The sequence below is a fragment of the Streptomyces sp. NPDC045967 genome (assembly GCF_056430495.1).
The window spans coordinates 1-21,629 of record NZ_JBWKLE010000033.1 but is presented as its reverse complement, the minus strand read 5'-3'; the positions used below and the strand labels follow the sequence as shown (position 1 = coordinate 21,629).

The following is a 21,629-nucleotide window of genomic DNA, read 5'->3' as shown; positions in this document are numbered from 1 at the left end:
CGGTGTCCGTGCTGCCGCCTGACCTGCCGCGTTTGCGGACGCTGGTCACCTACCTGCGCGGCGAACTGGGCAGGGCGGAGAGGGCGCTGACCGAGGCCGAGGAAGCCGAAGCCCAGGCAGCCCGGCGGCTGCCGCCGCCCGAGCCCCCCGCATGGCTGGTGGAGCGCGGGATCGGCGCGGGCATGCGACCGGTCTGCGTCCACGCCGGGAGCTGCTGGGACCTCAGCAAACGCTGCGCTCCCGCCACCGCCGAGCAGGCACGCGCGCTCTGTTCCTCAGGAGCCGCCGGGACAAGCTGACCACCGAGAAGCTCGCCGCGCTGGCTGGCCTCGGGCTGGAGTGGGCGGAAGGTCAGCCGGAATGAGGAGGGAGTTTCCCTCGGTCGATGCGGTCCTGCCAGGTGTCGAGCACGAACTCCGTGACGGTCACAGTGCTGTTCAGCGCAAGGCGGGCATGGCGGGTCAGGGCCGGGCTGGGGGTAGTACGCCCGTGGCCGAGGCCGAGCTGGTTGCGCAGTTCAGCCAGGCCCTGCACCGTCGTAGTGAGTGTGCGCAGGATCTTAACTACCGTGGCACTGGCCTTGGCGTTGTCGGCAACGGCGTCGGCGTTCAGACCCAGCAGTGTAGTGACACGCTTGAACAGGGGCGGTAGATCTTCTCCTGGAGGGGACTCGATGCCCTGCTGTTCCAGGATGATTTTGCATAGGCTCTCGACCAGCTCTTTGCATGAGGCGATCGCTGCTGCGGGGTCACGGTCCAGACCGGCTCTGATGCGCTCCTGATGTTCGTGGAGTACTCGTGGGTCTGTGAGGAGCGGTCGTGCTTCGAACTTCCAGTCCGGTCGTGTGCCGTGGAAGGTCGTCCGGGATCCGCCAGCGTAGACTGGCAGCCCGCTGATGTATTCGGTCGGGTAGAGCTCGAAGCCGTCGGCCGCGAGGAGCTCGTTGAGCTTCCCCGCCAGGCACTGGACCTCAGCGGGGTCGCGCCGCACCGCGGGGTGAAGCATCTCCGCGAGGAATCTGAGCAACGGTTGCGGGGAGTCGCCGTTGAGACCGAAGCGGTCGTCGGTGAATACCCATTCCGGCGGCCAGTCGTCGTTGCTCAGGCAGTGCTGAATGATGTCATCCCGGGCCGTCAGGCGCCGGTATCCGTCGCCTTCGAGGGCGTCCAGGTCGTAGAGGCGCTCCAGGAACCTCACCTCGTCCAGCGCGCCCCACCACCAGACCTTCTCGACGACCAGAAGGTCGAGAAGGCGCTGGCGGGTGACGACGGTGAGCTGCTGCGGTGCCACGGGGCTGCTTCTTCCTGTCCGTGTGGCCGGCTCGCGCGACCTCATGCCGAGGAGGTGAGGGTGCTGCTTGCCGGAGGGGTCGTCGCGGAGGCTTTGCGCCATGGGGCATCGGGGTCGGCGAGGGTGTCCAGCATCAGCTCGCACCAGGTGGAGGCGGTACCAACGGCGAAGCGGGCGTGCCGCGGGCCGAGTCCGGTGGGTGCGGCAAGCCGTCCGTGGCCGGTTCCGAACCGGTTGCGTAGCTCCGCGACGCCGATGGCGGCGGAGGTCAGGGCTCCCAGGATCCTCTTAATGCTGTCGGCATTGTCCGGGCTGGCACCGTCGCGCGCCGGAGGCAGTGCCGCGGGGTGGAGGTGAAGTGCCTGCTGTGCCTGCTTGATCAAAGCGGGCAGGTCCTGGCGTTCGTCTACCGGCAGGTTCCGTTTGAGCAGGACGAGCTTGGCGGTGGCCTCGATCAGCTGCTTGGCGGCGCCGATCGCGTCGTCGGGGTACTCGGCCCCGAATCGGCGGACCCGCTCCAGCTCGGCATGGATACCCGATGCCTCGGTCAGGGCTTCGACGTGGACAGTCAGGCGGGCAACGCGCGCCGTGTGCAGACGCAGCTCGTCGTCCAGTCGACAGCCGTCCCGTGCGAACGCCTCCCGCAGCTCCGCCACCGTGTCGGCAGGCAGGCCGTCTTCGCCGTACTTTCGCCTATCCCTGTCGAGGCGGCGCAGCATCCTCTCGAACACCCGCAAGGCCCGAGCCACGTGGTCTTCGTCGGTCCAATCGACGGAGGCGGCGTAGGCGTCGAAGAGCGGCTTGCGGACGCTGCCTCCGCCGGGTGAGGCGTCGGGGTTCGGCGTGAAGTGCTCGTTCTCCCAGTACTCGCTGATCGCTCCTGCCACGAGACCGCTCATCAGTCCCCGGACGGTGTTCCGGGCGGTCCGGGAGAGCAGTTCACGATCAGGGCTGGCCATATAGGCAGATTACGCGGCTGGTGTACGGGGCACCCCAGAATTTCTCGACGGACAGCTGCCGTTCGACGAAGGCCGGGACAAGCCGAGCGTGAATCGTCGGTGGTCATCCTGCGGGCCCTACGAGCGCGGCCAGGGCGCCGGAACGCTCGGTGCCAGCGGAATCTCCGACAACCGCAGCCACCGTTGGACACCATCATGGTCGGGCAAGTGGAAGCGGACGTCCCCGGACTCATCCGTCTCGTACGGGGCGTCCCCGACCGCGCGCAGCAGAGCCCTCAGCCGTGGGTAAGGGGCCTGCATAGCGCGGCCGCGTACCTCCTGCTCGCGCAGGGCGGCCAGTGTGAGGGACGCGACGTTGATCCCGGTGCGCCGGTGGCTGTCGGCTTGGGCCGCGGCCTGCGGGTGATCGAAGATGCCGGCCAGTGCTTCCGGGCGGGCAACGGTGTAGGTGAGCACTAGGTTCCCGCGCTGGAGCACTACCTGCGCTCCCGGCTCCATCAGGGTGCCGTCCTCAATGACGTGGCTGGAGAGGGCGACCTTGCCGACCATCGGGCCTATGCCGATCTCACGGACTTCGGCGAACTGCTCCACGGTGGCGTCCACGAAGCGCTCGGAGTCGGGCAGGACCAGTACGCAGTGCCCGTTCCATGTGGTGCCCGTCCACTGCGGTGTGAGCGAGCCGTAGTGCGTCCCGCTTCCGTCTGCGCGCTGGACGGACAGGTCGACGGGCAAGAGCTCCGCCCGGACCCCCAGCTGCCCGTAGGCGTTGCGCAGCATCATGCACGCGTCCACGCAGATGTTCACCGGCACGCGGCCGTCGACCATGGACACCCACAGGTACGGCAGCACCAGTTCCACCAGCTGGTCCGGCTTCGCGTGCGTCAGCATCCGCACCAAGCCCTCTAGATTCCCTCGCAGCGGCAGTCCGCCCTCCGGAAACGCCGGAGCGTGTCCGCGCGGAGCCGGGACCGATAAACGGGCCACCCGCTTTTGAGGTGTTCGCTGCTTGTTACTCCGCTTCTGCTTCGACATGGGCAGAGCCTAAGAATGCCCAACCCAACCCGACAGGTCGCATTTCAGCTGCTGACCGGCGCGAATCGGTTGCTCGGCGGATACGAAATTTCCGGTTCGACCGGTAGCGGGAGGCTTGGCTGCGTCGTTGCAGGCGTGTGACTAGGTCTTTGGAGTACCAGGCGGCACGGGCCGCGCACGTGGAACGTCGTCTCACGGCGGTGGCGGAGACATGGGCGGGGTGGAAAGAACAGGCCAGTCCGGCACTGCGTCGGCACGCCGAAGCGGTGGAGAACTGCGCTCTGTGCCAGATCCCGCTGGACCGGGTAGCAGACGGCATCATGAGGGTGAGGTCGTTCAGGCCAGCCTTCAGCAAACAGTCCAAGCTCCGCTATCACAAGATCAAGGACCATCGTCCGGACCGTGGTGAGGCAGCGGTTGCCTTCGCTGCGGCGTTCCGCACCGAACATGGGCACGGGCCCTCGACCACGCAGTTGTGCGCCGGCCTCGGGTGGGGGGACGAGAACATGCAGGTGCGTGCGTACATCGTTCATCGACTGCTCACTAACGGCTGGCTCACCACGACACCTCCGGTGTCGTGGACGCTCAGGCCCAACCTGCGCACTCCGGTCGTTGCCGCTCAGCTAGGAGTGGAGCCAGCACCCGCCCTCCCCGCGTCGCGCGCTTCAGTACCGCAGGCCGGACGAGCCGTGTAGTGGGCGGCTCGCTGCTATGTCGGGTGCTTGACCTGAATAGGCAGACCATTCTTTCGAGCCGCTGTCCTGCCCGACAGTCACGAGACCTCGATGGACGAACCGCACTGGGCCACCGGCGAGGGACGGCCGATCGCTTGGGTGGGCAAGCGCACCCGACGACTGGTGACTCTGTGACGCTGGTAGGTAGGACCCCGGGCACGCCGTGTGGACCGGGGTCCTACGCTGACCCAGCTCAGCGGCACGATGCCCAGGGCCTACACGTACTGAAGTGCGATCCCGGAGGCCGGGAGGCGGCGGCATCGCACTGGAGTGTGTGTAAGCCCTGAAATCTCGGGCGGCCTTCTCCTGGGGCTTGGCCGCGCTTTGACTCCTACCGCTCCGAGCCGTCCTCGTCTTCCCCCACGCCGTTGTCGCTGTCTCCGAAGAAGGAACGGAGTACCTCTCGCAGGTCGAGGTCAAGGCGCTGAGCGGGGATGGACAGCGACCGCTGGACTTTACTGCTGACGTTGGTCGCCGTCGCTCGCCACTCCGCGACGAAGGGGTCGGCTTCCTGGCTGCTGTAAACCGTGATCGGATCCAGTGTCACGGTCTCATGGGGACGAAGGTCCACCGGAGCGAAGCGGATGAGGGTGCGGCCCTCCTGCTGCTCGATGTCTGGGGAATGTAGGGACGGCAGGTGGTAGGCCGGTGGCCGCACGCCGAGCATCCCCGGGTAGCCGCCGATGGCGGGGATGGTGCCCTCCCCGTATTTGGCTGGCTGGGAGGGCCAGTCGATCTCTTCGTCTGTGTCGGCCGTGACATGCGCCGAGACGGTGTCGGGGAGGCTCAGCACGACCTGGACCTTCGTGAGGTTGTCTTCGCCGGGGTTGGTCAGCGTGAGGGTCAAAGGCGTGCCGGCGTCGCCGACCGCCTGTGCCAGTGCATGCTGCATCGCGAGGTCGAAGTCGCTCAGGTACTCGTCCACTTCCTGCCGGAATTCCTCCGGGGAGCGGGAGTCAGGCCACAGGACCTGGAGTGAGGTGAACCCCCCGAACGGATTGGAGGCCGCCGTTTTCTTCTTCTGGTCTGCGGCCTCCAGCTGGCCCAGCAGCTCGTCGCGGAGGAAATCGGTGATCGTTCGTCGGGTGGCCTCGGTCGGTGCGAGCACGGCGACAGCGCCGGCGGTCATGGTGACCTCGACGTTCACGCGCTTCGTTGCCCTGCGGGCCCGCTCGGTGAGTGCGTATATCTCGGCGGGGTGAGCGGGTTCGGTCCTCCCGGCGTACCGGTGGAAGACGACACCTGGGCGGAAGCGATCAAATTCCTTGTGCAGGGGGTGGATGAGGTCGCCCCATCGCGGGGGAAAGACGTCGACCAGCATGACGTGGCGTCGGCCCTCGTCGATGTCCATGGGCACGTACGTGAACTGGTAGCGGCTGAAGTCGCCCAGGTAGCGCCTCAGCCAGACGTCAACCTTCTCGATGTCGTGTGTCGGAACTCCATGGATCGCGTCCTCATCGACCCCGACCAGGAGGTAGGCGTGGCCTCCAGCCCACTGCTCCGCTACGTCGGGTATCCGGTTGGCGAAGCCGAGGATTGCCTTCGACACAGCGAAGGCTCCTTCCGGCTTCGACACGTCGTGGTGGGACTTCCACTCCAGCCAGCGCGTCTCGTCCGCACTGCTGGCGCTCAAAACGGCCCGGATCAGCTCTCGCTGCCGCGCCAGACCGACTACCGGTTCGTCCGCGTTGAAGTCCAAAGTCATGGTTGTCCTTCGTGCCAGGTGAACTCCAAGCATGCGGGACCGTACCGACAGAACCGGGCCACGAGCGCTGAGCGGCGCGCGAGGCCCAGGACCGCGCGCCCTCGGGCAGGTTGTGGCGTTGTACCCCTGCCAGAACCAGAAGAGGCACATGTCTTGCGGTCAGCGCCATCGGGGGCCAGAGCAAGGATTTCGTGCGCCGCCTCGGCTTCCTCGACGGCTGCCCCTCCACGAAAGTCCGAAGGTCAGGGACGAGGACCCCTGAGCTACACCTGTTGCAGACGGTGTCTCATAGGGAGTTAGCGAGCCTCTGCGCGTTCACTGACACAGAGTAGCCAACTTACTACGCTGAGTCTATGTCAAGTACGACGACGGAGCGGTCGACGCCGACGCAACAGCTGCCTGCAATTTCGAAGCCGAAGGTGTGGCGATGGGCCACGGCGACCGCTCTGGGTCTGGGGTGGGCGCTCGTCTATCTCTTTCACCCCCTCTGGCGGGACCGGCTGAAGGCCAGGGAAGTGGACCTGCAGCTCGCCGGGAACGGTGCGAGGGCCCGGGAGATCGTCACCAAGCACGGCGAGGCCCAGCTGTTCCTGGACGGGATCTGGCAGGACTGGACGATGTTCATCCCCGGGTACGCTCTGTTCCTCGCCGGGGCTTTCGGTCTGGGCCGCCTCCTCCTCTACCGCGACTCCGCCCGGCTGTGGGCGCTGCGCGGCCTCGTGCTGACCGGGGTCATGGTGCTGGCCGACGCGGTCGGCGAGAACCTGTTCCTCGCCCAGGCCCTTGGCCGGATCAGGGACGGCGAGGTCATGGTGCTGGCCGACGCGGTCGGCGAGAACCTGTTCCTCCCCCAGGCCCTTGGCCAGATCAGGGACGGCGCGTATCCCGACGCTCCGCTCGCGGCGGCCGCCTGCTTCGCCCTGCTGAAGTGGACCCTGGCGGTGCCGCTGGTCGTCACGGCCGTCTGGATCCTGGGGCTCCTGCTGGCCAGGGGGCTCCGCCCACCGCAGGAGGTCATCAGCGGGGAGAACGACCGGGAAAAGCCAACAATCGAGTACGCCTACGACGTCACCGCTGGCAAGAAACGTAAGCTCAAGCCCGATGTGATCGTTCCGCCGCTGGCCCCGCACGACTGGGTACCGCGCGGTAAGTGGACCGACCCGTACCCGCCGACCGGGGACAGCGGCACGGAGTCGAGCGTCCCGAAGGACAGCGCGCCGCCGACCGGGGACGCCCACCGGCGAGAAGACGCCCATCATGACCATCCACAGCGGCGGGACGCGAGAATCGCGCAGCCGGCACGAGTGCGCAAACGCAGCCCGAAACCGTGGGGCTTCGTGCGACGACGGTTGTTCGGCCTTCCGAAGGACAGCAGCACGCAGCCGGACGTCCCGAAGGACAGCGCCCTGGCCCGCTGGCGCACCCGTGCATACCAGCTGCCCGGCCGGGAGTCGGCCGAGTCGGGCTTCTGCGTTTCGGGCGGCGGGATCCGCTCCGCCGCCGTCACCATGGGCGCGCTCCAAGCCCTGCGCCGGCAACTGCTGCGGTCCCGGTATCTGGTGTCGGTATCTGGCGGCGGCTACACGGCCGGCGCCCTGCAGCTTGCCCTCACCTCCGAGCGGCCCACCAAAGAGGACGGCACCATGCTGCTGTCGCCTGCCCAGCTGGCCACCTCGGCGGACGCGTTCGCGGCCGGCAGCCCGGAGGAGGACCACGTCCGGCGGCACGCCAAGTACCTGGCTGACAGTCCCAAGGACTACCTTCTAGCCACTGGCACGGTGCTGCGCGGCCTTGCCGTCTCGTTCGGCCTGCTGACCCTGGCCTTCGCCGCGCTCGGCCAGTACCTCCACCTCTTCTACACGCACCTGCCGCTCACCGACCTGAGCCGATTCACCTGGCGGGCCCCGCAGTTCACCCCGACCTGCCGTGTGCCGGTCGAACCCACCTGTTTCCGCGAGCAGCTGGTGTTCCCCGCCCTGGAGCTGCACTCGCACGCCTGGGTCTCGGTCTTCGCCCTGCTCGGGCTCGCCGGGATGCTATCGGTGGTGTTCGCCCTGTGGCAGGTGTACGGCGTGAAGTTCCGCTCGCCCCGGCAGCGGCGCAACGTGAAGACCCGCCCGCCCTGGCAGCGCAGCACGGTCACGGCGGTGGTCGGGCTGGCGGCGGCGGTGTCCGTCTACGTGATCGTGCTGCCGGCGGTGATCTGGTTCTTCGCCTGGCTGGCCGGCTGGCAGTGGGTGCCGCAGGACGGCGGGCGGGCGCTGGGCCTGCTGGGGGCGGTCACAGCCGCCGCGACCGCGCTCGGCACCGCGTTCGTCATTGCCTACCGCGGGGTGAAAAAGGTGCTGCCCACCGGGCAGAAGGCGCCACTGCTCCGCAGCGGGAAGACGTTGCTGGCCACCCTGGGCTCCCGCGGCTGGATCCGTGCCGTGATCTGCTGGCTGGTCCTGCTGCTGGTGGCGTTCTTCGGCCTCGCGCTGATGTCCTGGGCCGCGGTCCACTCGGGCAATTGGCACTGGGCCTGGCAGGCGGGGGTGCCGGTGGTACTGGTCGTGCTGGCGGTGAGCATTGACCAGACCGTGTTCAGCCTGCACCCCTTCTACCGGCGGCGGTTGGCCGGGGCTTTCTCCCTACGGCGGGCAGAGCTCCGGGACGGTTCGGTCGGCGTGCTCCCATACGACTACTCCGCCGAGGCCACCCCGTTGAGCCGGTACGCGGCCCGGGTGGAGGAAGAGGCGTTCCCGCAGGTGCTGTTCGTGGCTTCGGCGGCCGTGTCCACCCGCAACCGGACCGCGCCCGGCCGCCCGGCGGTGCCCTTCACCTTCGCCGACGACTACGTGGGCGGCCCCGACACCGGCTGGGTGCGCACCGACACCATGGAAAAGACTGCTCCGCCGCTGATCGCCCGGGACCTGACCGTGCAGTCCGCCGTGGCCGTCTCAGGGGCCGCGTTCGGCTCCGCGATGGGCACCCAGACCATGTTCATGGAGCGGCTGCTGGCGCTGACGAACCTGCGGCTGGGCACCTGGGTCCCCAACCCGCTCTACTTCGCGGAACTGCTCGTGCAAGGCCCCGACCGCAGGCTGCCCCGGCTGCCCTGGGTGCGGCGGCTGCGATATCAACTTCAGGAACTGGTCAACCGGTACTCGGACACCAGCCCACTGCTGCTGTGCACCGACGGCGGCCACTTCGACAACCTGGGGCTGGTAGAGCTGCTCCGGCTACGCTGCCGGACGGTCTACGTGATCGACGCCAGCGGGGACGACCCGCCGCTGGCCACCACACTGGCCCAGGCCATCACCCTGGCCTACGAGGAGCTCGGCGTACGGATCACTTTCGACGGCCCGGACGACTTCGACCCGCTGGACCTGGTGCCGGGCAGCGGCACGCCTCTGGGGCCGGAGGCGCCAATGAAGGCGCTCAACGCCAGGTTCTCCAAGCGGTGCGCGGTACGCGGGACGATCACCTACCCCGAACCGATCCCGTTCCCGAAGGGGTCCGACGACAAGGGCACGATCATCTTCGTCAAGGCCAGCCTCACGTCAGCAATGCCCTACGAGCTGCTGAGCTACGCCGTGGAGGAAGAGGCGTTTCCGCGAGTTTCCACCATGGACCAGTGGTTCGACCACACCCAGTTCGATGCATACCGGGCGCTCGGCCACTTCATGGGAACGGAGGCGGCGGACCTGGCTCCGTGCCCGCCCCGCGAGCCGTAGCTGGCCCCGCGGTCCCGCCGGTAGACGCCCGGCGGCAAGACCACGATCCGGTTGAGGTGCGGCTGGTCGGTGAAGCCGTCCGCCACCTCGGCCTGCCGACAGCTACCCAAGGAGCCACTTTGCACAGTCAGGCACCACCGAGCCGGCCCCTTGAAGAAGGCGGTCCGCACGCCCGCCGAATCTACCCGCCCTGGCCCATCAGCCGTCGACGAGGGAGTCCATACGCCACTTCTGGAGTGATGTTCGGGAACCCGTCTTCTTCGGTGCCCGGTGCCCGGTGCCCCGTGCCCTCTGCTCGCGCCCGGTGCATTCGTGGCCCTAGGGTCTGATGCGAAGGTGCTGGTCACAGCCATTCGTGAGCCTTTTTCAACCTCATGTTGAGGCGTGGTGAAGGACGAGGACGGCTTTCGCCACGCCGGTGATGCGGTTGGTGCTGCAGCGGAGCTTTCGTAGGAGGCGCCAGCCCTTGAGGGTGGCCATGGCCTGTTCTCCGACGCAGCGGATCTTGGCGTGGCTGCTGTTGTGTCGTCGCTTCCAGCGCTTGAGTCGGCGGCCCCGGAAGGGGACTCGGATGTGGCGGCCGGCGCCTTGGTAGGCCTTGTCGGCCCAGCACTTCAGTCCTACGGCGGCGAGCGCGTCGACGATGCCGTGGCTGCGGGCAGCGGTCAGGTCGTGGGTGGAGCCGGGCCGGGCTGGTGATGCCCAGAGGAGGCGGCCGAACGGGTCGGTGAGGACCTGCACGTTCATGCCGTGCCGCTTGTGTTTCCCCGAGTAGTAAGTACGGGGTGTCGGCGGCAATCCGGTCGATTGGCAGCAGGGTGCCGTCGAGGATCACGAATGCCTTCGTCTGGGCCGTCTCCATCGCCTTGGCCGGCGTCGGTGCGGGAGCGGCCAAGACCTCGATGGCCGCGCGCATGTACCGACCGGTAGACGGTCGCGACGCCGATTCCGAACCCAGAGGCAAGCTGGGCGTAGGTATCTCCGCACCGCAGATGGGCCAGTACGAGCAGGGCCTGACGGCCGGCGGGCAGGCGCCGCCACCGGGTCCCGATCTCTTGCTGCCGGATGGTGAGCTGCTCGGTCAGGTGCCGCAGGGTGCGGCTGGACAGATCGATGGAGGACGGGTAGACAAGCAAGTGAAGCTCCTGGCGGCACGGGTGATCTTGGTCGAGGACCCGTCTACCAGGAGCTTCGTCGTTCCGTACAGCCCTCACCCACCAACACCACGACCACGCAGCCAGGTTGGAAAAGGCTCACTGTTACGCGACGGGCTCCAGCACCTCTAGAAGACCTTCTCTGACCAATCTTCGAACCAATACGAGCCGTCCTGCGGCGTCAATGCCCGGAGGCAGCTCGTCCACACGAAGGGACTCACCACTACAGAGCACCCTGAGGTGCTCTTCCGTGAATGCAGGCAAGCTCAGAGTTTTCCCAGAGAAGCGCAACAATGTTCTGTCCTGAACTGTATCAATGTGCGGCTGGATTCCTGGGCGGACCTGCACATAGGATCCCACCTCGATGTTGCCACCACGGAATGCGGCGCTGAATTTGCCACATACAGTTCGGCCGCCGTGGGGTGTCACCCTGTCGGCATGTCGTTGAGTCATGCGCCTGATCTGTTCGCGATCGGACAACGCGGTATATAGGGCAGTGATTGCCGCCTCAAGCGTTTCCTCATTATTGTGCGCGGGTTCGGCAGGCCACGGACTGGCAGAGGATCGGAGACGGATATCATTGACCAATAGGTCGGCCAAGATGTCGTGGATTAGCTCCGCCCAGGTGTATGCAGGCATCCCGATGGTGAGGTGGATGGATGTGGCATCCGATGCGACGCCTCGATGAAGAAATCCGCGAGGCAGGTACAGCATTTCTCCTGCACTCAGGGTGATTCGCTCTGCAAGACCGGTCGGTAGTGAGTTCCCGTTCCCGTTCGTGTGCATTCCCGGGACCGGAAGCTTGATCACTGGGTCATGTACATCCCAGCCCTTCGATCCGGCGATCTGCAATATGAATACATCGTGAGTATCGCTGTGCAGAGGAAAGCCCTGTGCATGGGGTGGGGTGATGTAGACGTTGGCATGGACTCGGCTGCCCAGCTCACGGGCTAGCTTTGTACAGAGGTCGGTGACCGGAGGCAGGAGCTCGTGTACGCCACTAAGCGTGATCGACGCTCCTGCCCGGAAGTGATTGAGGATCCTCACCGAATCGAATTCCACTAGCGGCCCCGCCTGGCGGCGCGTGAATTCGCTCGCAGGGATCAACTCGCCGTTGCGGCTAAGTCGAACGGCGTCCGTCCGGCGGGTGCCGACTGTAAAAGCTCCCGTAAGGAGAACGTCGAGGTCGTCAAAAGAAAGAAGTGAGTCAATGAGCACGGCCAAGTCTGGATTATCGGAGCTCGACACGTACAGGAATTTCCGCTCCCTAATCCTGGAAAAGAACTCTTCCGGTCGATATGGGTAGAGGAGCCGACCCAGAGCTGCCGACATAATTAAATTTCCTCGATTTGACATGCCTCGCGCCATCTCGACGGTCATTAGGGGAAGTCAGTTCCAGGGATCACCGATGTCCACACCGTGCCCAGAAAATGGGTTCAGGTCACCTCCACCGAGAATTCGATCACCTCTGTCGCCGCCCGCCCCACGTGTGGTGTCCATCTCAGTCGCCATTTTGTACAGTCCGGTCATGGTCTGGTACATCTTCTTCAGAGAAGCGACCGAGATCGTTACCTCGCCATCAGCCTGGCCTTTGGTGTCGTGCAGCAGGGCCTGCGCGTGCTGAATCGCTTCACGAAAGCGCTCCTCGTACTCAGCGAAGTATTCTCGGATCTCTTCGTCACTCAAGCTATGTTGCTCACTTGCTGACACTGTTGCCTCCTTCCAATGCAGCATGACCCGCCGGGCGGACGGATAGACCTAGAATAGGGCTTGGCCAACAGCAGAACGATTAGACGCGCCGCGCCGCTCAACATCGTGAGCCTTTTCAACCTCAGGTTGAGGCGTGGTGAAGGACGACGACGGCCTTCACGATGTCGGTGGTCCGGTTGGTGCTGCAGCGGAGCTTCCGCAGAAGGCGCCAGCCCCTCAGGGTGGCCATGGCCTGTTCGCCGACAGGTCATGGGTCGAGCCAGGCAATGCCGGCGAGGCCAACAGCAGTCGGCTTGCCCTTCCTGAGCTCACACCAGCCCACCTTCCTGCCCCCGCTCCGGCCATCTCGAAACACACCTCAGCGCCAACCCCACCCGACACCCCAGTACCAGCCTCCGCAACCCAACACCCACCCCCTCCAGAGATAAAAGTCCGAGAACTCACCGGTCTGGAAATGTGGCCTGACCTGCATGAACGCAGAGCGGAAGCAGGATGCAGTTCCCCCCGTGCTTCCCCCTATGGGGTCCCCCCTTGTCTCCCCCTCTAGATTCCCCCGATGCTTCCTCCCTTGCGTGCCCAGCTCCAGGCAGACAGACCGGCTCCCGGAGCCGTCCCGCGTCCGGGGCCGGCAAGCGGGATCACCACCGGCCTCGAAAGCGGCCTCGGCGGAGCGTCCACCACCCGCCCGGTTCGACTTACCCACCACCTCCCGGCTCTCACCAGCGGCGGGGAGATGCAGTGGTGACTACAGAACCCTCACTCACCGGTGGGTGACGGGGCTTGTCCACTCACCCACCGGCACGCGGAGCGCCTGGGCAGTGAGGGTCCGTCCCACACGGAAGTGGTCGGTGCTTCAGGGGGAGGGTTCCCACTCCTCGGGGCCGCCGCTGAGCCACTCCACGAAGTCGGGGTCGGTGAGGTCCCCGTCCTCGGTGGTCTCCAGCCCGGCGGCAGCGAGGAAGACACGGATGTCGGCCGGGCGGTGCGTGACCCCGATGGCGACGCCGTCGTAGCGCACCGGAGGCCATCCCTGCTCGTCGGGCGGGTAAACGATCGGCGTGGGCTGGCCCCCGGTCCGCATCACGCCGGGATCTGTTGGGACAGTGCTAAACGCTGCGCGCTGGCCAGCTGCGCACCCTCCTCGCCCAGGGCATCCCTGCCTGCCCCGTCTGCCGGCCCGACACCGCCCTCGGAGTGCTCGAATGACCGGGCACCGGCAAGGCGAAGGGATGAGCCCAGCCCCGCGTGTGGTCGTCTATCCGCCGGACGCCCAGGGCGGGCGCCGCGTCCGCTGTGACGGCGCAATCCTCGGCCGCGCCCTCGGCCCCACCGACCTTCTCGAATTCCTCCGGCGGGCCGCTCTGGATCCGACGACGTCCGCCTGGACGACGCACTGCTGATCGAATGGCGGGGCGGCGAGCCAGCCCTCTGGAGCACGGGCCTCGGCGCGATGTGAACGGAGGTGGGGGTCGGTGTAGCCGTGTGGCGCTGGTCCCCCGTGCCGTGCCCCTTCCTGCGAAATGAGCCGGGCCGGACATAAGTGTTGCGCCCTCAAGCCGCAGGCGCGGCAGCCCTGCCGAACACGTCATCGAAGGAGTGGGCCCTGTCCGTGCGGACGAGGCGGTAGGCGCCGCTGCGGTGGCGCAGGGCGTGTTCGGTGTAGTGGAGGACCTCCGCGGGGGTGAGGACCTTCATATCTCCGAAGACGTAGTAGAGGGGGGTTGGTGCGTGGGCGGCGGTGAAGACGAGGCCGGCGTTGAGGGTGGTGGTGCTGATCGCGTAGCGGTTCGAGTGGGTGCTGGGCATGCGGTCTTTGGCGTCGATGGTGATGAGTTCGCTGCCGCGGGCTGCGATGAGGTCGGGGAACTGGCGCAGGGCGGAGCGGGTGTGGGACAGGGCGTGCTGGATGGTGGGCGGGTAGGTGCCCTGACCGCAGGACTGAACCGTCCATCCGTGGAGCCGCAGCGCGGTGGCGACGCGCTGTTCGTGGGTGTCGCCGATTTGCTTGCGTTGCTGCCACTGCGTCACTTCGTCTCCTCAGGGCACCTGTTAGACGTGAGTGATACGAGGATGCACGTTTTCGTATGCCTCCCCGGGGTCTATGATGCCTCGCATGGCGGCATACGTAGACCCACGGTTTCGTCCTACTCTTTGGCCGGGTACGCCTGTTCCGCCGCCAGGACTGGTTCCGCTGCAAGGAGCGCGGGCCGAGGGGGACTGGATCGTGTGGGATGTGGGCGGTCCGGAGCGGTTCGATGCCGAGCGGGTCTGCCTGCCCGCGGACTTCTACCTGCGTGAGCTGATGGCGGTCGACCCCACCGACCTTGTCACCGTGGCCGGCTGGATGCGTGCCTACGGTCACCTCGGGGGCAGCATCGACGCGGGTGGCTGGGCTTTGGAGGAGTACGAGCGGCTGCGGGAGCTGGACGAACGGGAGCACCCGCAGTACAGGGCCTGGTCCCTGCACGGGGATTTGGTCGCGTTCCATATCCGGGAAGCCCAGCAGGCCGTCGCCACGTGGCTCGCCTGCCAGCGCGAGGGAGGGCTCGACGAACTGGTCGAGGCGGAAGTAACCGAGGAGCGTCTCGCCCAAGAGCGGGCCAACAATGCGCACCGGGAAGACATCTACCCGCGCGACCTCGACCACCTGCGCCAGCTCATCCTGTGGCTGCGGCTGAACCAGCTTCGAACGACACTGGACTACGCCCTGAAACCCTTCAGCGTCGGCCTCAGCAGCCTCGAAGACCGCCACCTGCCCCTGCTCTCCGTGGCCTTCCTGCAGCTGTACAACCACATGGCCGAAGAAGCCACCGTCCGCACCTGCGCCAATGAGACCTGCCACGGCTCGTTCGTCCGCCAACGGGGCCGTGCCGAGTACGGGCAGAACCGCACCAGCGGCATCAAGTACTGCACCCGCGAATGCGCCCGCGCCCAAGCTCAACGCGAACACCGGCGTCGCAAACGAAACGCCGTCCCCGCCCAGCCCATCGGTCATCCCCAGCCTGAAGTTCACGACAAGGTCCGCAAGACAAGGGAAGAGGAAGCACCGTAATGGCGACGCATGGTCTACGTCCGCACCAGATCGAGGCGGTCGACGCTGTCGTGCGTGCCCTTGAGCGTCCCGCCACGGCCACCCTGCCCGAACGGGGGCTTCGAACGCAGGTGATCATGGCGACCGGGTCCGGGAAGACCCGTGTGGCGGTCCGGAGCGCGGAGGAGCTCCACGCGGGCCGTGTGCTGGTGCTGTGCCCTCGCTGGACCTGCTTGCCCAGACCGAGGCCGCGTGGCGTGAGGGTGGTCGCCGGGGGCCGATGATCGGGGTGTCCTCGCTGCGGGGTGAGGAGGTGTCCTTCCCCAACACCACGGACGTAGACGAGCTGGTGGAGTGGACGCGGGGCCTGGGCAAGGTGACCGTGTACGCCACTTTTGTCCCGGTCCCAGGCGTCGGCCAGGACCTTCGGGAGCAGGCTTTCACGCTTGGCGTCGACCATCAGGACCGCCTGCACGGCGCCGATCTGGTTCGGGGAGGTGCTGCCGGTGACGGTCAGGCCGCAGTCCAACCGGTGTAGGCACTCCCGGACCGCAGCCCTGGGCGGCTGTTGTCGATGACCGTTCTCCGACTGATTCCAGGGGAAGAGGCGTCAGTATGAGATGACGACGTAGGAGTCGCCGCCCGGCTCTCCAGAGCCGCCGGGGGCCTCGATGCCAATTCCGCCGTTGCCGCCGTCGCCGCCTGCGGCACGGCCGTCCGGTGCGGGCTGAGCGGGCAGGCCGCCCTCACCGCCGGTGGCGCCGCTGCCGGGGGCACCGTCGCCGCCGTTCTGGATCGTGCCGGCTCCTGAGCACGTTCCGGTGCCGCCCTCGCCGCCAGCCCCGGGGACGATTCCCCCAGGACCACCACCTGCGCCACCGCCACCGCCGCCGGTGGCGCTGGCCAGGGCGGTGGCATCGGGTGCGAGCAGGGCAGCAGCTTCTCCCGATTCGCCGTTACCGCCGGTCGTGCCGACGGGAGCAACTGCACCGCCTTCGCCGCCGACTCCGCCTTCGCCTGTGTCGACCGTGTAGACGGTGCCTGGCGTCACCGGCACGGTGCACGAGACGTAGCCGCCGGCGCCGCCTCCACCGCCTCCACCGCCGATTCCGGGGCCAGCTCCGCCGCCTCCGCCGCCTCCGCCTCCCGCACCCCAGACCCGGGCGGTCACGGACGTGACGCCTGCGGGTGCGGTGAAGGTTCCGTCGGAGGTGAACACCACTTCACCGCTGGGGGGTGGGGTGGGGGTGGGGGTGGTTGCGACGACGGGGCCTGACTGGGCTGCGGCACCATTCACGCCGACGCTGTCCCTGCCGCTGCAGATCTGCTGGGCAGCGGTCGCACTCGCCGGCCCGCTCCCAAGGAGCGGGCCATTGATGAGGCCGTTCTGGAACGTCACGTGGGTGACCTCAGAGCGCTGATCGCACTCCACCACGTCCGTGCCACCGACGTAGGCGTGGACGAAGGCACCACCGGCCCCGAACACACTGACGCTCCCGACCACGGCAGCTACCAGAGCAGCCCGATGAAACTTGCGCACAGCATCTCCCTGTCGTCCAATATGTTGCCATCCAAGGATGGACGGAACGTCAGATAGCGGATATATACGAGATTTATAGTCCCTTGACCGCAACTCGCCCTAGTTCGTCACGAAGCGGTTGCAGCACGACGGGCGTACCTCACGACACCGCCGGACATCACCCCACCGCGCTGGAAGAGGCGTCAGTATGAGATGACGACGTAGGAGTCGCCACCCGGTGCGCCAGGGCCGCCGGGCTGGTTGGAGCTAATTGCGCCTTGGCCGCCGTTGCCGCCTGCGGCACGGCCGTCCGGTGCGGGCTGGGCGGGCAGGCCGCCCTGGCCGCCGGCCTCGAAGAAGCCCGGAGCGCCGTCGCCGCCGGGCAGGGTGGTGCCGGCGCCTGAGCACATTCCGGTGCCGCCCTCGCCGCCGGCTCCGGGGGTTGTTCCAGGACCACCTGCGCTGCCGCCGGCGCCTCCCTCCCCGCCTGTGGCGCTGGCCAGGGGGGTGGCATCGGGTGCGAGTAGGGCAGCAGCTTCTCCCGCCTCGCCGTTACCGCCCGGCGAGCCGATGGCACCGCCTTCGCCGCCGTCTCCGCCTTCGCCTGTGTCGACCGTGTAGACGGTGCCCGGCGTCACCGGCACGGTGCACGAGGCGTAACCGCCGGCCCCGCCGCCTCCGCCCCCGCCGGCGGGCTCGGGGAGGGCCACTGAGCCTCCGCCGCCTCCGCCGCCTCCGCCTCCCGCACCCCAGACTCGGACGGTCACGGACGTGACGCCCGCGGGCGGAATGAAAGTTCCGTCGGAGGTGAACACCACCTCACCGCTGGGTGGAGGGGTGGGGGTAGGCGTGGGCGTGGGGGTGGGGATGGTTCCGACGACAGGACCCGACTGGGCGCCGGCGCCATTCACGCCGACGCTGTCCCTGCCGCTGCAGATCTGCTGGGCAGCGGTCGCACTCGCCGCCCCGCTCCCAAGGAGTGGGCCATTGAGGAGGCCGTTCTGGAACCCCCCGTGGGTGATCTTGGAGCGCTGATCGCACTCGACCACGCTCGGTCCCTTGTCCCCGCCGCCGTCGGCGTGGACGAAGGCACCACCAGCCCCCAACACACTGGCGCTCCCGACCGCGGCAGCCACCAGAGCAGCCCGATGAAACTTGCGCACAACATCTCCCTGTCGTTCAATCTGTTGCCATCGTGACGGACGGAACGTCAGATAACGGACACTAGGCGAGGTTTGTGGCCGCTTGACGGCAGCACACCACCGGCTCCCGGGCGGCCAGCCTTGATCTCTCCCGGGCCTGGTTTTGGAGTCGCAGCGTTCAACCGGTCCGCGCCCGCGGGTCGGGCGTGCCGGGTCGTTAAAGGACGCCGGGCAGAAGGCCCGCGGCGGTGGAGACGAGGCCGCTGAGCAGGCTCCCGGTCGTGGCGGAGGCGCCATTCATGCCGCGGCTGTCCCTCCCGCTGCAGATCTGCTGGGGAGACGTTGCGGTCGCCGGGCCACTGCCGAGGAGCGGGCCATTGATGAGGCCGTTCTGGTACGTCACCTGCGTGACCTCGGACTGCTGATTGCAGACCGTCACGTTGGCGGGCTGGGCCGTCTCCGTATCGCTGTGGGCCGAGGCGACACCGGCGCCGAACACACTGACACTTCCGACCATGGCAGCTACCACGGCAGCCTTGCGAAGCTTGCGCACAGCATTTCCTCTTCGTCAGAGCCGCAACCATCCTTTGGATGGGAATTACAGACGTGGACGTTATGTGAGATTCATGCCCTTTTGAGTGCGCCACGCCCACACGGTGGCCTGGGAGACCCGCGCCCACGCGGACGCCAGCCAGGTCTTGACCCACTGCGGGGCAGCCTGCCCTCGACGGCCTCTCCTCGCTAGTAGGAGGCTTGCCCGACGGTCAGGGGGCTTGCCCGGCGCGGAAGCGGGTCCGACAGCTGCGGACCTTCTCGGCCCGTGGCTGTCGGCCTCTTGGGCAAGCCTGCCCGCCGGTGAGCTTGCCCAGGGAAGCCGTGGGCTTGCCCGACCGTGACCGGGCCCGTGACCGGTCACCCGCATCTGCGTGACCGATCCGTCTCCCGCCATCGGCCAAACCACATCTCAGCGGCGTGACCAACCCGTGCAACTCCCCGTGGGAAATCCGGTCACCCGCACGCGCGGCGCTGGTTCAGCCCCCGCTATCGCGCGCTGCGGCCCCTCTGGCTGGACCACCGTGTCCGGCCGACTCCGGTGTCGTTGTCCGTGGGCGTGCACGATCCGTCCCCCGCGGAGCGCGCTGAGGGGCCCCAGCCTCCCCCCGGGCCAGGGGCCCCTCACTCCCATTCAAGTGGGGCAGGACGTCAGGCGCAGACGAGCCGGTCGGCCACGAGCCACTCGACGCGTACCCCGCGCCGGACTTTCCGGGCGATGCCATAGAACCTGGTCGGCGTGCGGCTGGCGCCGCATGTAGTACCGCAGGGCGCGGCTGACCCCGTCGCGGAGCTCCGCGTCCGTCATCGTCTCCGGCCACTCCTGCAGTTCGTCCAGGAGCTGCCCGGCGCGGGCCGCACGGTCCAGCGCTGCATCGGCGAGCGGTCCTTCGGCGAAGCCGTTCCGTACGCGCAGGCCGTCCTCGATGTACGTCATGGCGCTCTTCCTCTCTGCCCGGGCGGGTGCCGTCTCCCGGATGGAGACGCGGTCACGGGACCGGGCGAGCGGAAACGTAGGGCACAGGCTTCGTTAGCGTCTCGTCCTCGCCGCCGGCCGGGCAGGGAGGCGCACCTCTTTCCCACGGCTACTGCGTGGGAAAGACACCTCATGCAGTTAAGCCGTCAAGCGGAGACCGGTCCCTTGCGGAAATCGGGTACTCGTCGCGGATACGGCCTGCGAGGCTGTGGGGGTGACTGAGACGACCCCTTACGACGCCGACCGTACCCGATTCACCCGCCAGGCTCTGGCACGCCTGGTCCTCTGCGATCACGCCGTGGACGTTGCGGACCACGCGAGTGGCTTGGTGGCCACTGAATGGGACGCCGACACCGGTCCCGGGGGCCGGGTGAGCCAGGCATTCCAGCTCATCGAGCTCGCAGAGCGCGCTCTGGCCGCGGCCGTGATCTACGAACGCGAGCGGGGCAGTTCCTGGGCTGAGATCGCCCAGTACCTGGGAATCTGTCCGGCGCAGGCGGAAGAGCGTTTTGCCGCGGACCTGGACGGCTGGAACACGGCTTTCGACGTTCCTTACCGCCTCGATGAAACCGGCCGCAAGCGCACACCGCAGCTGCCCACGGCGGCGTACGACCCCGACTCGGCCTGCTACCTCCTCGACCGCTGGGCCTCCGTCCAGCGCGTTGGGATCGACGCCGTGAGCTCGGGCCTGGTCATGGCCGCGCCGGAGGAAGAGTGCCCGTCAGTCACCCCGTAGCGGGGTTCGCGGGGAAAGCGATCGCTTCGTCGAACAGACTGCGCGCCTGAAGGCAGTGGTGGAGTTGGCCGAGCATCCGGTTGAACAGGTGCCGCAGAGCCTGCATGTGCCAGTCCCCACCTGCCCGGCGGCGCCGGTAATGGGAGTCCGCACCACTTGAACCGCTAAGGGAGGCGAAAGCCCACAGGTGACCGACGTGGTTGAGGCGGTTGTTCTTCACGAACCGGCGCCCGACGTAGCGGCGCTTGCCGGAGGCCCGCGTGATCGGAGCCGAGCCGGCGTACGCCTTCAACCCACCAGCTGTGGCGAACCGGCTCCTGTCGTCGCCGATCTCGCCCAGAATGCGGGCACCGACTTGGGGACCGATCCCGGGAAAGCTCAGCATGATCGCCGCGTCCGGGTGCGACCGAAAGGCCTCTTCGGTGGCCCGTGACAGGTCATCAACCGCCTGACAGGCAGCGTCCAACTGCAGTAGCAGGGCCAGTGCCTGCTTGCCCATGGCGTCCTCGACGAGGGGCAGCTGCCGAGGAGCCTCCTCGCGGAAGAGCTGCTGGATTCGTTCCGCGTCCGTCTCGATGCCCCGTCGGCGGCCGGCTCGTCGGAGCATGGCGGTCAGCTTCCACATCTGCAGCTTGGCGGCGAGGGCAGGTGTGGGCGCGACGGCGATAATGCGGCGGGCATCTGGCGGGTCAGGGTTCCAGGCTTGTCCCTGAACGCCTCGATCATTGCCGGGAAGTACTCCCTGAGCAGGGACCGCAGCTGGTTGGCGACCTGCTGCCGGTTCCAGACCGCGTCCTGCTGTGCGCGTGCCAGGACGGCGACGGCCTGGGCCAGGTCGGTGTCGGTGGGCAGTGGGCGGTGCACCGGCGCGTCGGTGCGGATGATGTTGGCGAGGACCAAGGCGTCGCCCGGGTCCGACTTCTTGCGGCTGACTCCGTGCCGGTCGCGGTAGCGGGAGGCAGACATCGGGTTGACCGCGTAGATCTTGCGGGGGCCTTGCCGCAGCGTGGCGACCAGCAGGCCGCGGCTGGTCTCGATGGCCACCGGGATCGGCGTTTCGGCGGTGTCGCCGTGCTCGGCCAGGAGGTCCAGCAGCAGCCTGTAGCCGTCCAGGTCGTCGTTGATCCGGCACTTGGCCAGCAGCTTGCCGGTGTCGTCGACGAGCGCGACGTCGTGGTGTCCCTCCGCCCAGTCGATCCCGCAGAACACGTCCATGGATCCCGCCCCTTCTCCGGTGCCGTTCTCGAAGGCGAGCACGCGGGGCCGCACGGCGCACTAACTGATCGTTTCAGAATGACGAGGCTGCTGAGCGGAGCCGAGTGCAGCTCTGTGTATCGGTTACGGGAGGCTGAGTGCTTCGGCCCAAACATCGC

21 protein-coding genes and 3 pseudogenes are annotated in these 21,629 nt (G+C 67.5%); 8 read left to right on the top strand and 16 right to left on the bottom strand.

Annotation, left to right across the window (positions count from 1 at the left end; genetic code table 11):
- Positions 1-32 precede the first annotated feature (32 nt).
- The gene (locus tag AC07FY_RS32280; RefSeq protein WP_479013771.1) at positions 33-299 is read left to right on the top strand and encodes a DUF6233 domain-containing protein; all 267 of its coding nucleotides are present in this window, start codon (positions 33-35) and stop codon (positions 297-299) included.
- Positions 300-351: 52 nt separating this feature from the next.
- Here AC07FY_RS32280 and AC07FY_RS32275 read toward each other — a convergent pair whose 3' ends face one another.
- The 5 genes from AC07FY_RS32275 to AC07FY_RS32255 all read right to left on the bottom strand — a co-directional run bounded on the left by AC07FY_RS32275 (position 352) and on the right by AC07FY_RS32255 (position 7,098).
- The gene (locus AC07FY_RS32275; RefSeq protein ID WP_479013768.1) at positions 352-1,290 is read right to left on the bottom strand and encodes an abortive infection family protein; all 939 of its coding nucleotides are present in this window, start codon (positions 1,288-1,290) and stop codon (positions 352-354) included.
- Positions 1,291-1,331: 41 nt separating this feature from the next.
- Positions 1,332-2,189, bottom strand: coding sequence for an abortive infection family protein (locus AC07FY_RS32270; RefSeq protein WP_479013765.1), 858 nt, complete (start codon positions 2,187-2,189; stop codon positions 1,332-1,334).
- A 177-nt stretch (positions 2,190-2,366) separates the two neighbouring features.
- The gene (locus AC07FY_RS32265) at positions 2,367-3,137 is read right to left on the bottom strand and encodes a hypothetical protein (protein WP_479013762.1); all 771 of its coding nucleotides are present in this window, start codon (positions 3,135-3,137) and stop codon (positions 2,367-2,369) included.
- A 1,209-nt stretch (positions 3,138-4,346) separates the two neighbouring features.
- On the bottom strand, positions 4,347-5,720 hold the full coding sequence (locus AC07FY_RS32260; RefSeq protein ID WP_479013759.1) for an AlbA family DNA-binding domain-containing protein: 1,374 nt from the start codon (positions 5,718-5,720) through the stop codon (positions 4,347-4,349).
- Positions 5,721-6,975: 1,255 nt separating this feature from the next.
- A complete protein-coding gene (locus AC07FY_RS32255; protein WP_479013801.1) occupies positions 6,976-7,098 on the bottom strand; it encodes a 50S ribosomal protein L34 in 123 nt (40 codons plus the stop codon).
- A gap of 130 nt (positions 7,099-7,228) precedes the next feature.
- Between AC07FY_RS32255 and AC07FY_RS32250 the strand changes: the two genes are divergently transcribed.
- Positions 7,229-9,436, top strand: a complete 2,208-nt coding sequence (locus tag AC07FY_RS32250; protein WP_479013756.1) for a hypothetical protein — start codon at positions 7,229-7,231, stop codon at positions 9,434-9,436.
- Positions 9,437-9,808: 372 nt separating this feature from the next.
- Here AC07FY_RS32250 and AC07FY_RS32245 read toward each other — a convergent pair.
- The 5 genes and pseudogenes from AC07FY_RS32245 to AC07FY_RS32225 all read right to left on the bottom strand — a co-directional run bounded on the left by AC07FY_RS32245 (position 9,809) and on the right by AC07FY_RS32225 (position 13,384).
- Positions 9,809-10,572 (bottom strand): annotated as a pseudogene (locus AC07FY_RS32245) (transposase family protein).
- A gap of 123 nt (positions 10,573-10,695) precedes the next feature.
- Positions 10,696-11,970, bottom strand: coding sequence for a cupin domain-containing protein (locus AC07FY_RS32240; RefSeq protein WP_479013753.1), 1,275 nt, complete (start codon positions 11,968-11,970; stop codon positions 10,696-10,698).
- Positions 11,971-11,979: 9 nt separating this feature from the next.
- On the bottom strand, positions 11,980-12,300 hold the full coding sequence (locus AC07FY_RS32235) for a hypothetical protein (protein ID WP_479013750.1): 321 nt from the start codon (positions 12,298-12,300) through the stop codon (positions 11,980-11,982).
- Between the two features lie 121 nt (positions 12,301-12,421).
- Positions 12,422-12,538 (bottom strand): annotated as a pseudogene (locus AC07FY_RS32230) (IS5/IS1182 family transposase); the annotation flags it as partial.
- Positions 12,539-13,153: 615 nt separating this feature from the next.
- The gene (locus tag AC07FY_RS32225; protein ID WP_479013747.1) at positions 13,154-13,384 is read right to left on the bottom strand and encodes a hypothetical protein; all 231 of its coding nucleotides are present in this window, start codon (positions 13,382-13,384) and stop codon (positions 13,154-13,156) included.
- Positions 13,385-13,413: 29 nt separating this feature from the next.
- On the opposite strand from AC07FY_RS32225, the gene AC07FY_RS32220 reads away from it, so the two are divergent.
- The gene (locus tag AC07FY_RS32220) at positions 13,414-13,506 is read left to right on the top strand and encodes a DUF6233 domain-containing protein (RefSeq protein ID WP_479013798.1); all 93 of its coding nucleotides are present in this window, start codon (positions 13,414-13,416) and stop codon (positions 13,504-13,506) included.
- A gap of 23 nt (positions 13,507-13,529) precedes the next feature.
- Positions 13,530-13,700: a hypothetical protein gene (locus tag AC07FY_RS32215; protein ID WP_479013744.1), complete on the top strand. Its 171-nt coding sequence runs from the start codon at positions 13,530-13,532 to the stop codon at positions 13,698-13,700.
- Positions 13,701-13,851: 151 nt separating this feature from the next.
- Here AC07FY_RS32215 and AC07FY_RS32210 read toward each other — a convergent pair whose 3' ends face one another.
- Positions 13,852-14,328, bottom strand: a complete 477-nt coding sequence (locus AC07FY_RS32210) for a hypothetical protein (protein WP_479013741.1) — start codon at positions 14,326-14,328, stop codon at positions 13,852-13,854.
- A gap of 85 nt (positions 14,329-14,413) precedes the next feature.
- Between AC07FY_RS32210 and AC07FY_RS32205 the strand changes: the two genes are divergently transcribed.
- Genes AC07FY_RS32205 through AC07FY_RS32195 form a run of 3 tightly spaced genes read left to right on the top strand, consistent with a single transcriptional unit; the run spans position 14,414 to position 15,869 of the window.
- Positions 14,414-15,352, top strand: coding sequence for a hypothetical protein (locus AC07FY_RS32205; RefSeq protein ID WP_479013739.1), 939 nt, complete (start codon positions 14,414-14,416; stop codon positions 15,350-15,352).
- The gene (locus tag AC07FY_RS32200; protein WP_479013737.1) at positions 15,352-15,615 is read left to right on the top strand and encodes a DEAD/DEAH box helicase family protein; all 264 of its coding nucleotides are present in this window, start codon (positions 15,352-15,354) and stop codon (positions 15,613-15,615) included. The genes AC07FY_RS32205 and AC07FY_RS32200 overlap by 1 nt, the downstream gene beginning before the upstream one ends.
- Positions 15,546-15,869 carry a hypothetical protein gene (locus tag AC07FY_RS32195; RefSeq protein WP_479013804.1) on the top strand — a complete coding sequence of 108 codons (324 nt, stop codon included), beginning with the start codon at positions 15,546-15,548 and terminating at the stop codon, positions 15,867-15,869. The genes AC07FY_RS32200 and AC07FY_RS32195 overlap by 70 nt, the downstream gene beginning before the upstream one ends.
- Positions 15,870-15,941: 72 nt before the next feature.
- Here AC07FY_RS32195 and AC07FY_RS32190 read toward each other — a convergent pair whose 3' ends face one another.
- The 4 genes from AC07FY_RS32190 to AC07FY_RS32175 all read right to left on the bottom strand — a co-directional run bounded on the left by AC07FY_RS32190 (position 15,942) and on the right by AC07FY_RS32175 (position 19,481).
- Positions 15,942-16,550, bottom strand: a complete 609-nt coding sequence (locus AC07FY_RS32190; protein WP_479013734.1) for a hypothetical protein — start codon at positions 16,548-16,550, stop codon at positions 15,942-15,944.
- A 503-nt stretch (positions 16,551-17,053) separates the two neighbouring features.
- Positions 17,054-18,289, bottom strand: coding sequence for a glycine-rich domain-containing protein (locus tag AC07FY_RS32185; RefSeq protein WP_479013731.1), 1,236 nt, complete (start codon positions 18,287-18,289; stop codon positions 17,054-17,056).
- The gene (locus AC07FY_RS32180; RefSeq protein ID WP_479013728.1) at positions 18,210-18,545 is read right to left on the bottom strand and encodes a hypothetical protein; all 336 of its coding nucleotides are present in this window, start codon (positions 18,543-18,545) and stop codon (positions 18,210-18,212) included. The genes AC07FY_RS32185 and AC07FY_RS32180 overlap by 80 nt, the downstream gene beginning before the upstream one ends.
- 633 nt (positions 18,546-19,178) lie before the next feature.
- The gene (locus AC07FY_RS32175; protein ID WP_479013726.1) at positions 19,179-19,481 is read right to left on the bottom strand and encodes a hypothetical protein; all 303 of its coding nucleotides are present in this window, start codon (positions 19,479-19,481) and stop codon (positions 19,179-19,181) included.
- A 253-nt stretch (positions 19,482-19,734) separates the two neighbouring features.
- Here AC07FY_RS32175 and AC07FY_RS32170 point away from each other — a divergent pair, with 253 nt between their 5' ends.
- Positions 19,735-20,256, top strand: a complete 522-nt coding sequence (locus AC07FY_RS32170; protein ID WP_479013723.1) for a hypothetical protein — start codon at positions 19,735-19,737, stop codon at positions 20,254-20,256.
- On the opposite strand, the pseudogene AC07FY_RS32165 reads toward AC07FY_RS32170, so the two are convergent.
- A pseudogene (locus AC07FY_RS32165) lies at positions 20,246-21,471 on the bottom strand (IS110 family RNA-guided transposase). The gene AC07FY_RS32170 and the pseudogene AC07FY_RS32165 overlap by 11 nt on opposite strands.
- Between the last annotated feature and the right edge of the window lie 158 nt (positions 21,472-21,629).

Excerpts from the sequence above, each read along its gene's own strand:
- AC07FY_RS32240 (WP_479013753.1), bottom strand. The coding sequence starts at position 11,970 with ATGACCGTCGAGATGGCGCGAGGCATGTCAAATCGAGGAAATTTAATT.
- AC07FY_RS32265 (WP_479013762.1), bottom strand. The coding sequence starts at position 3,137 with ATGCTGACGCACGCGAAGCCGGACCAGCTGGTGGAACTGGTGCTGCCG.
- AC07FY_RS32270 (WP_479013765.1), bottom strand. The coding sequence starts at position 2,189 with ATGAGCGGTCTCGTGGCAGGAGCGATCAGCGAGTACTGGGAGAACGAG.
- AC07FY_RS32175 (WP_479013726.1), bottom strand. The coding sequence starts at position 19,481 with ATGACGTACATCGAGGACGGCCTGCGCGTACGGAACGGCTTCGCCGAA.
- AC07FY_RS32200 (WP_479013737.1), top strand. The coding sequence starts at position 15,352 with ATGGCGACGCATGGTCTACGTCCGCACCAGATCGAGGCGGTCGACGCT.
- AC07FY_RS32185 (WP_479013731.1), bottom strand. The coding sequence starts at position 18,289 with ATGGCGCCTCCGCCACGACCGGGAGCCTGCTCAGCGGCCTCGTCTCCA.
- AC07FY_RS32260 (WP_479013759.1), bottom strand. The coding sequence starts at position 5,720 with ATGACTTTGGACTTCAACGCGGACGAACCGGTAGTCGGTCTGGCGCGG.
- AC07FY_RS32215 (WP_479013744.1), top strand. The coding sequence starts at position 13,530 with ATGAGCCCAGCCCCGCGTGTGGTCGTCTATCCGCCGGACGCCCAGGGC.
- AC07FY_RS32205 (WP_479013739.1), top strand. The coding sequence starts at position 14,414 with ATGGCGGCATACGTAGACCCACGGTTTCGTCCTACTCTTTGGCCGGGT.
- AC07FY_RS32250 (WP_479013756.1), top strand. The coding sequence starts at position 7,229 with ATGGGCGCGCTCCAAGCCCTGCGCCGGCAACTGCTGCGGTCCCGGTAT.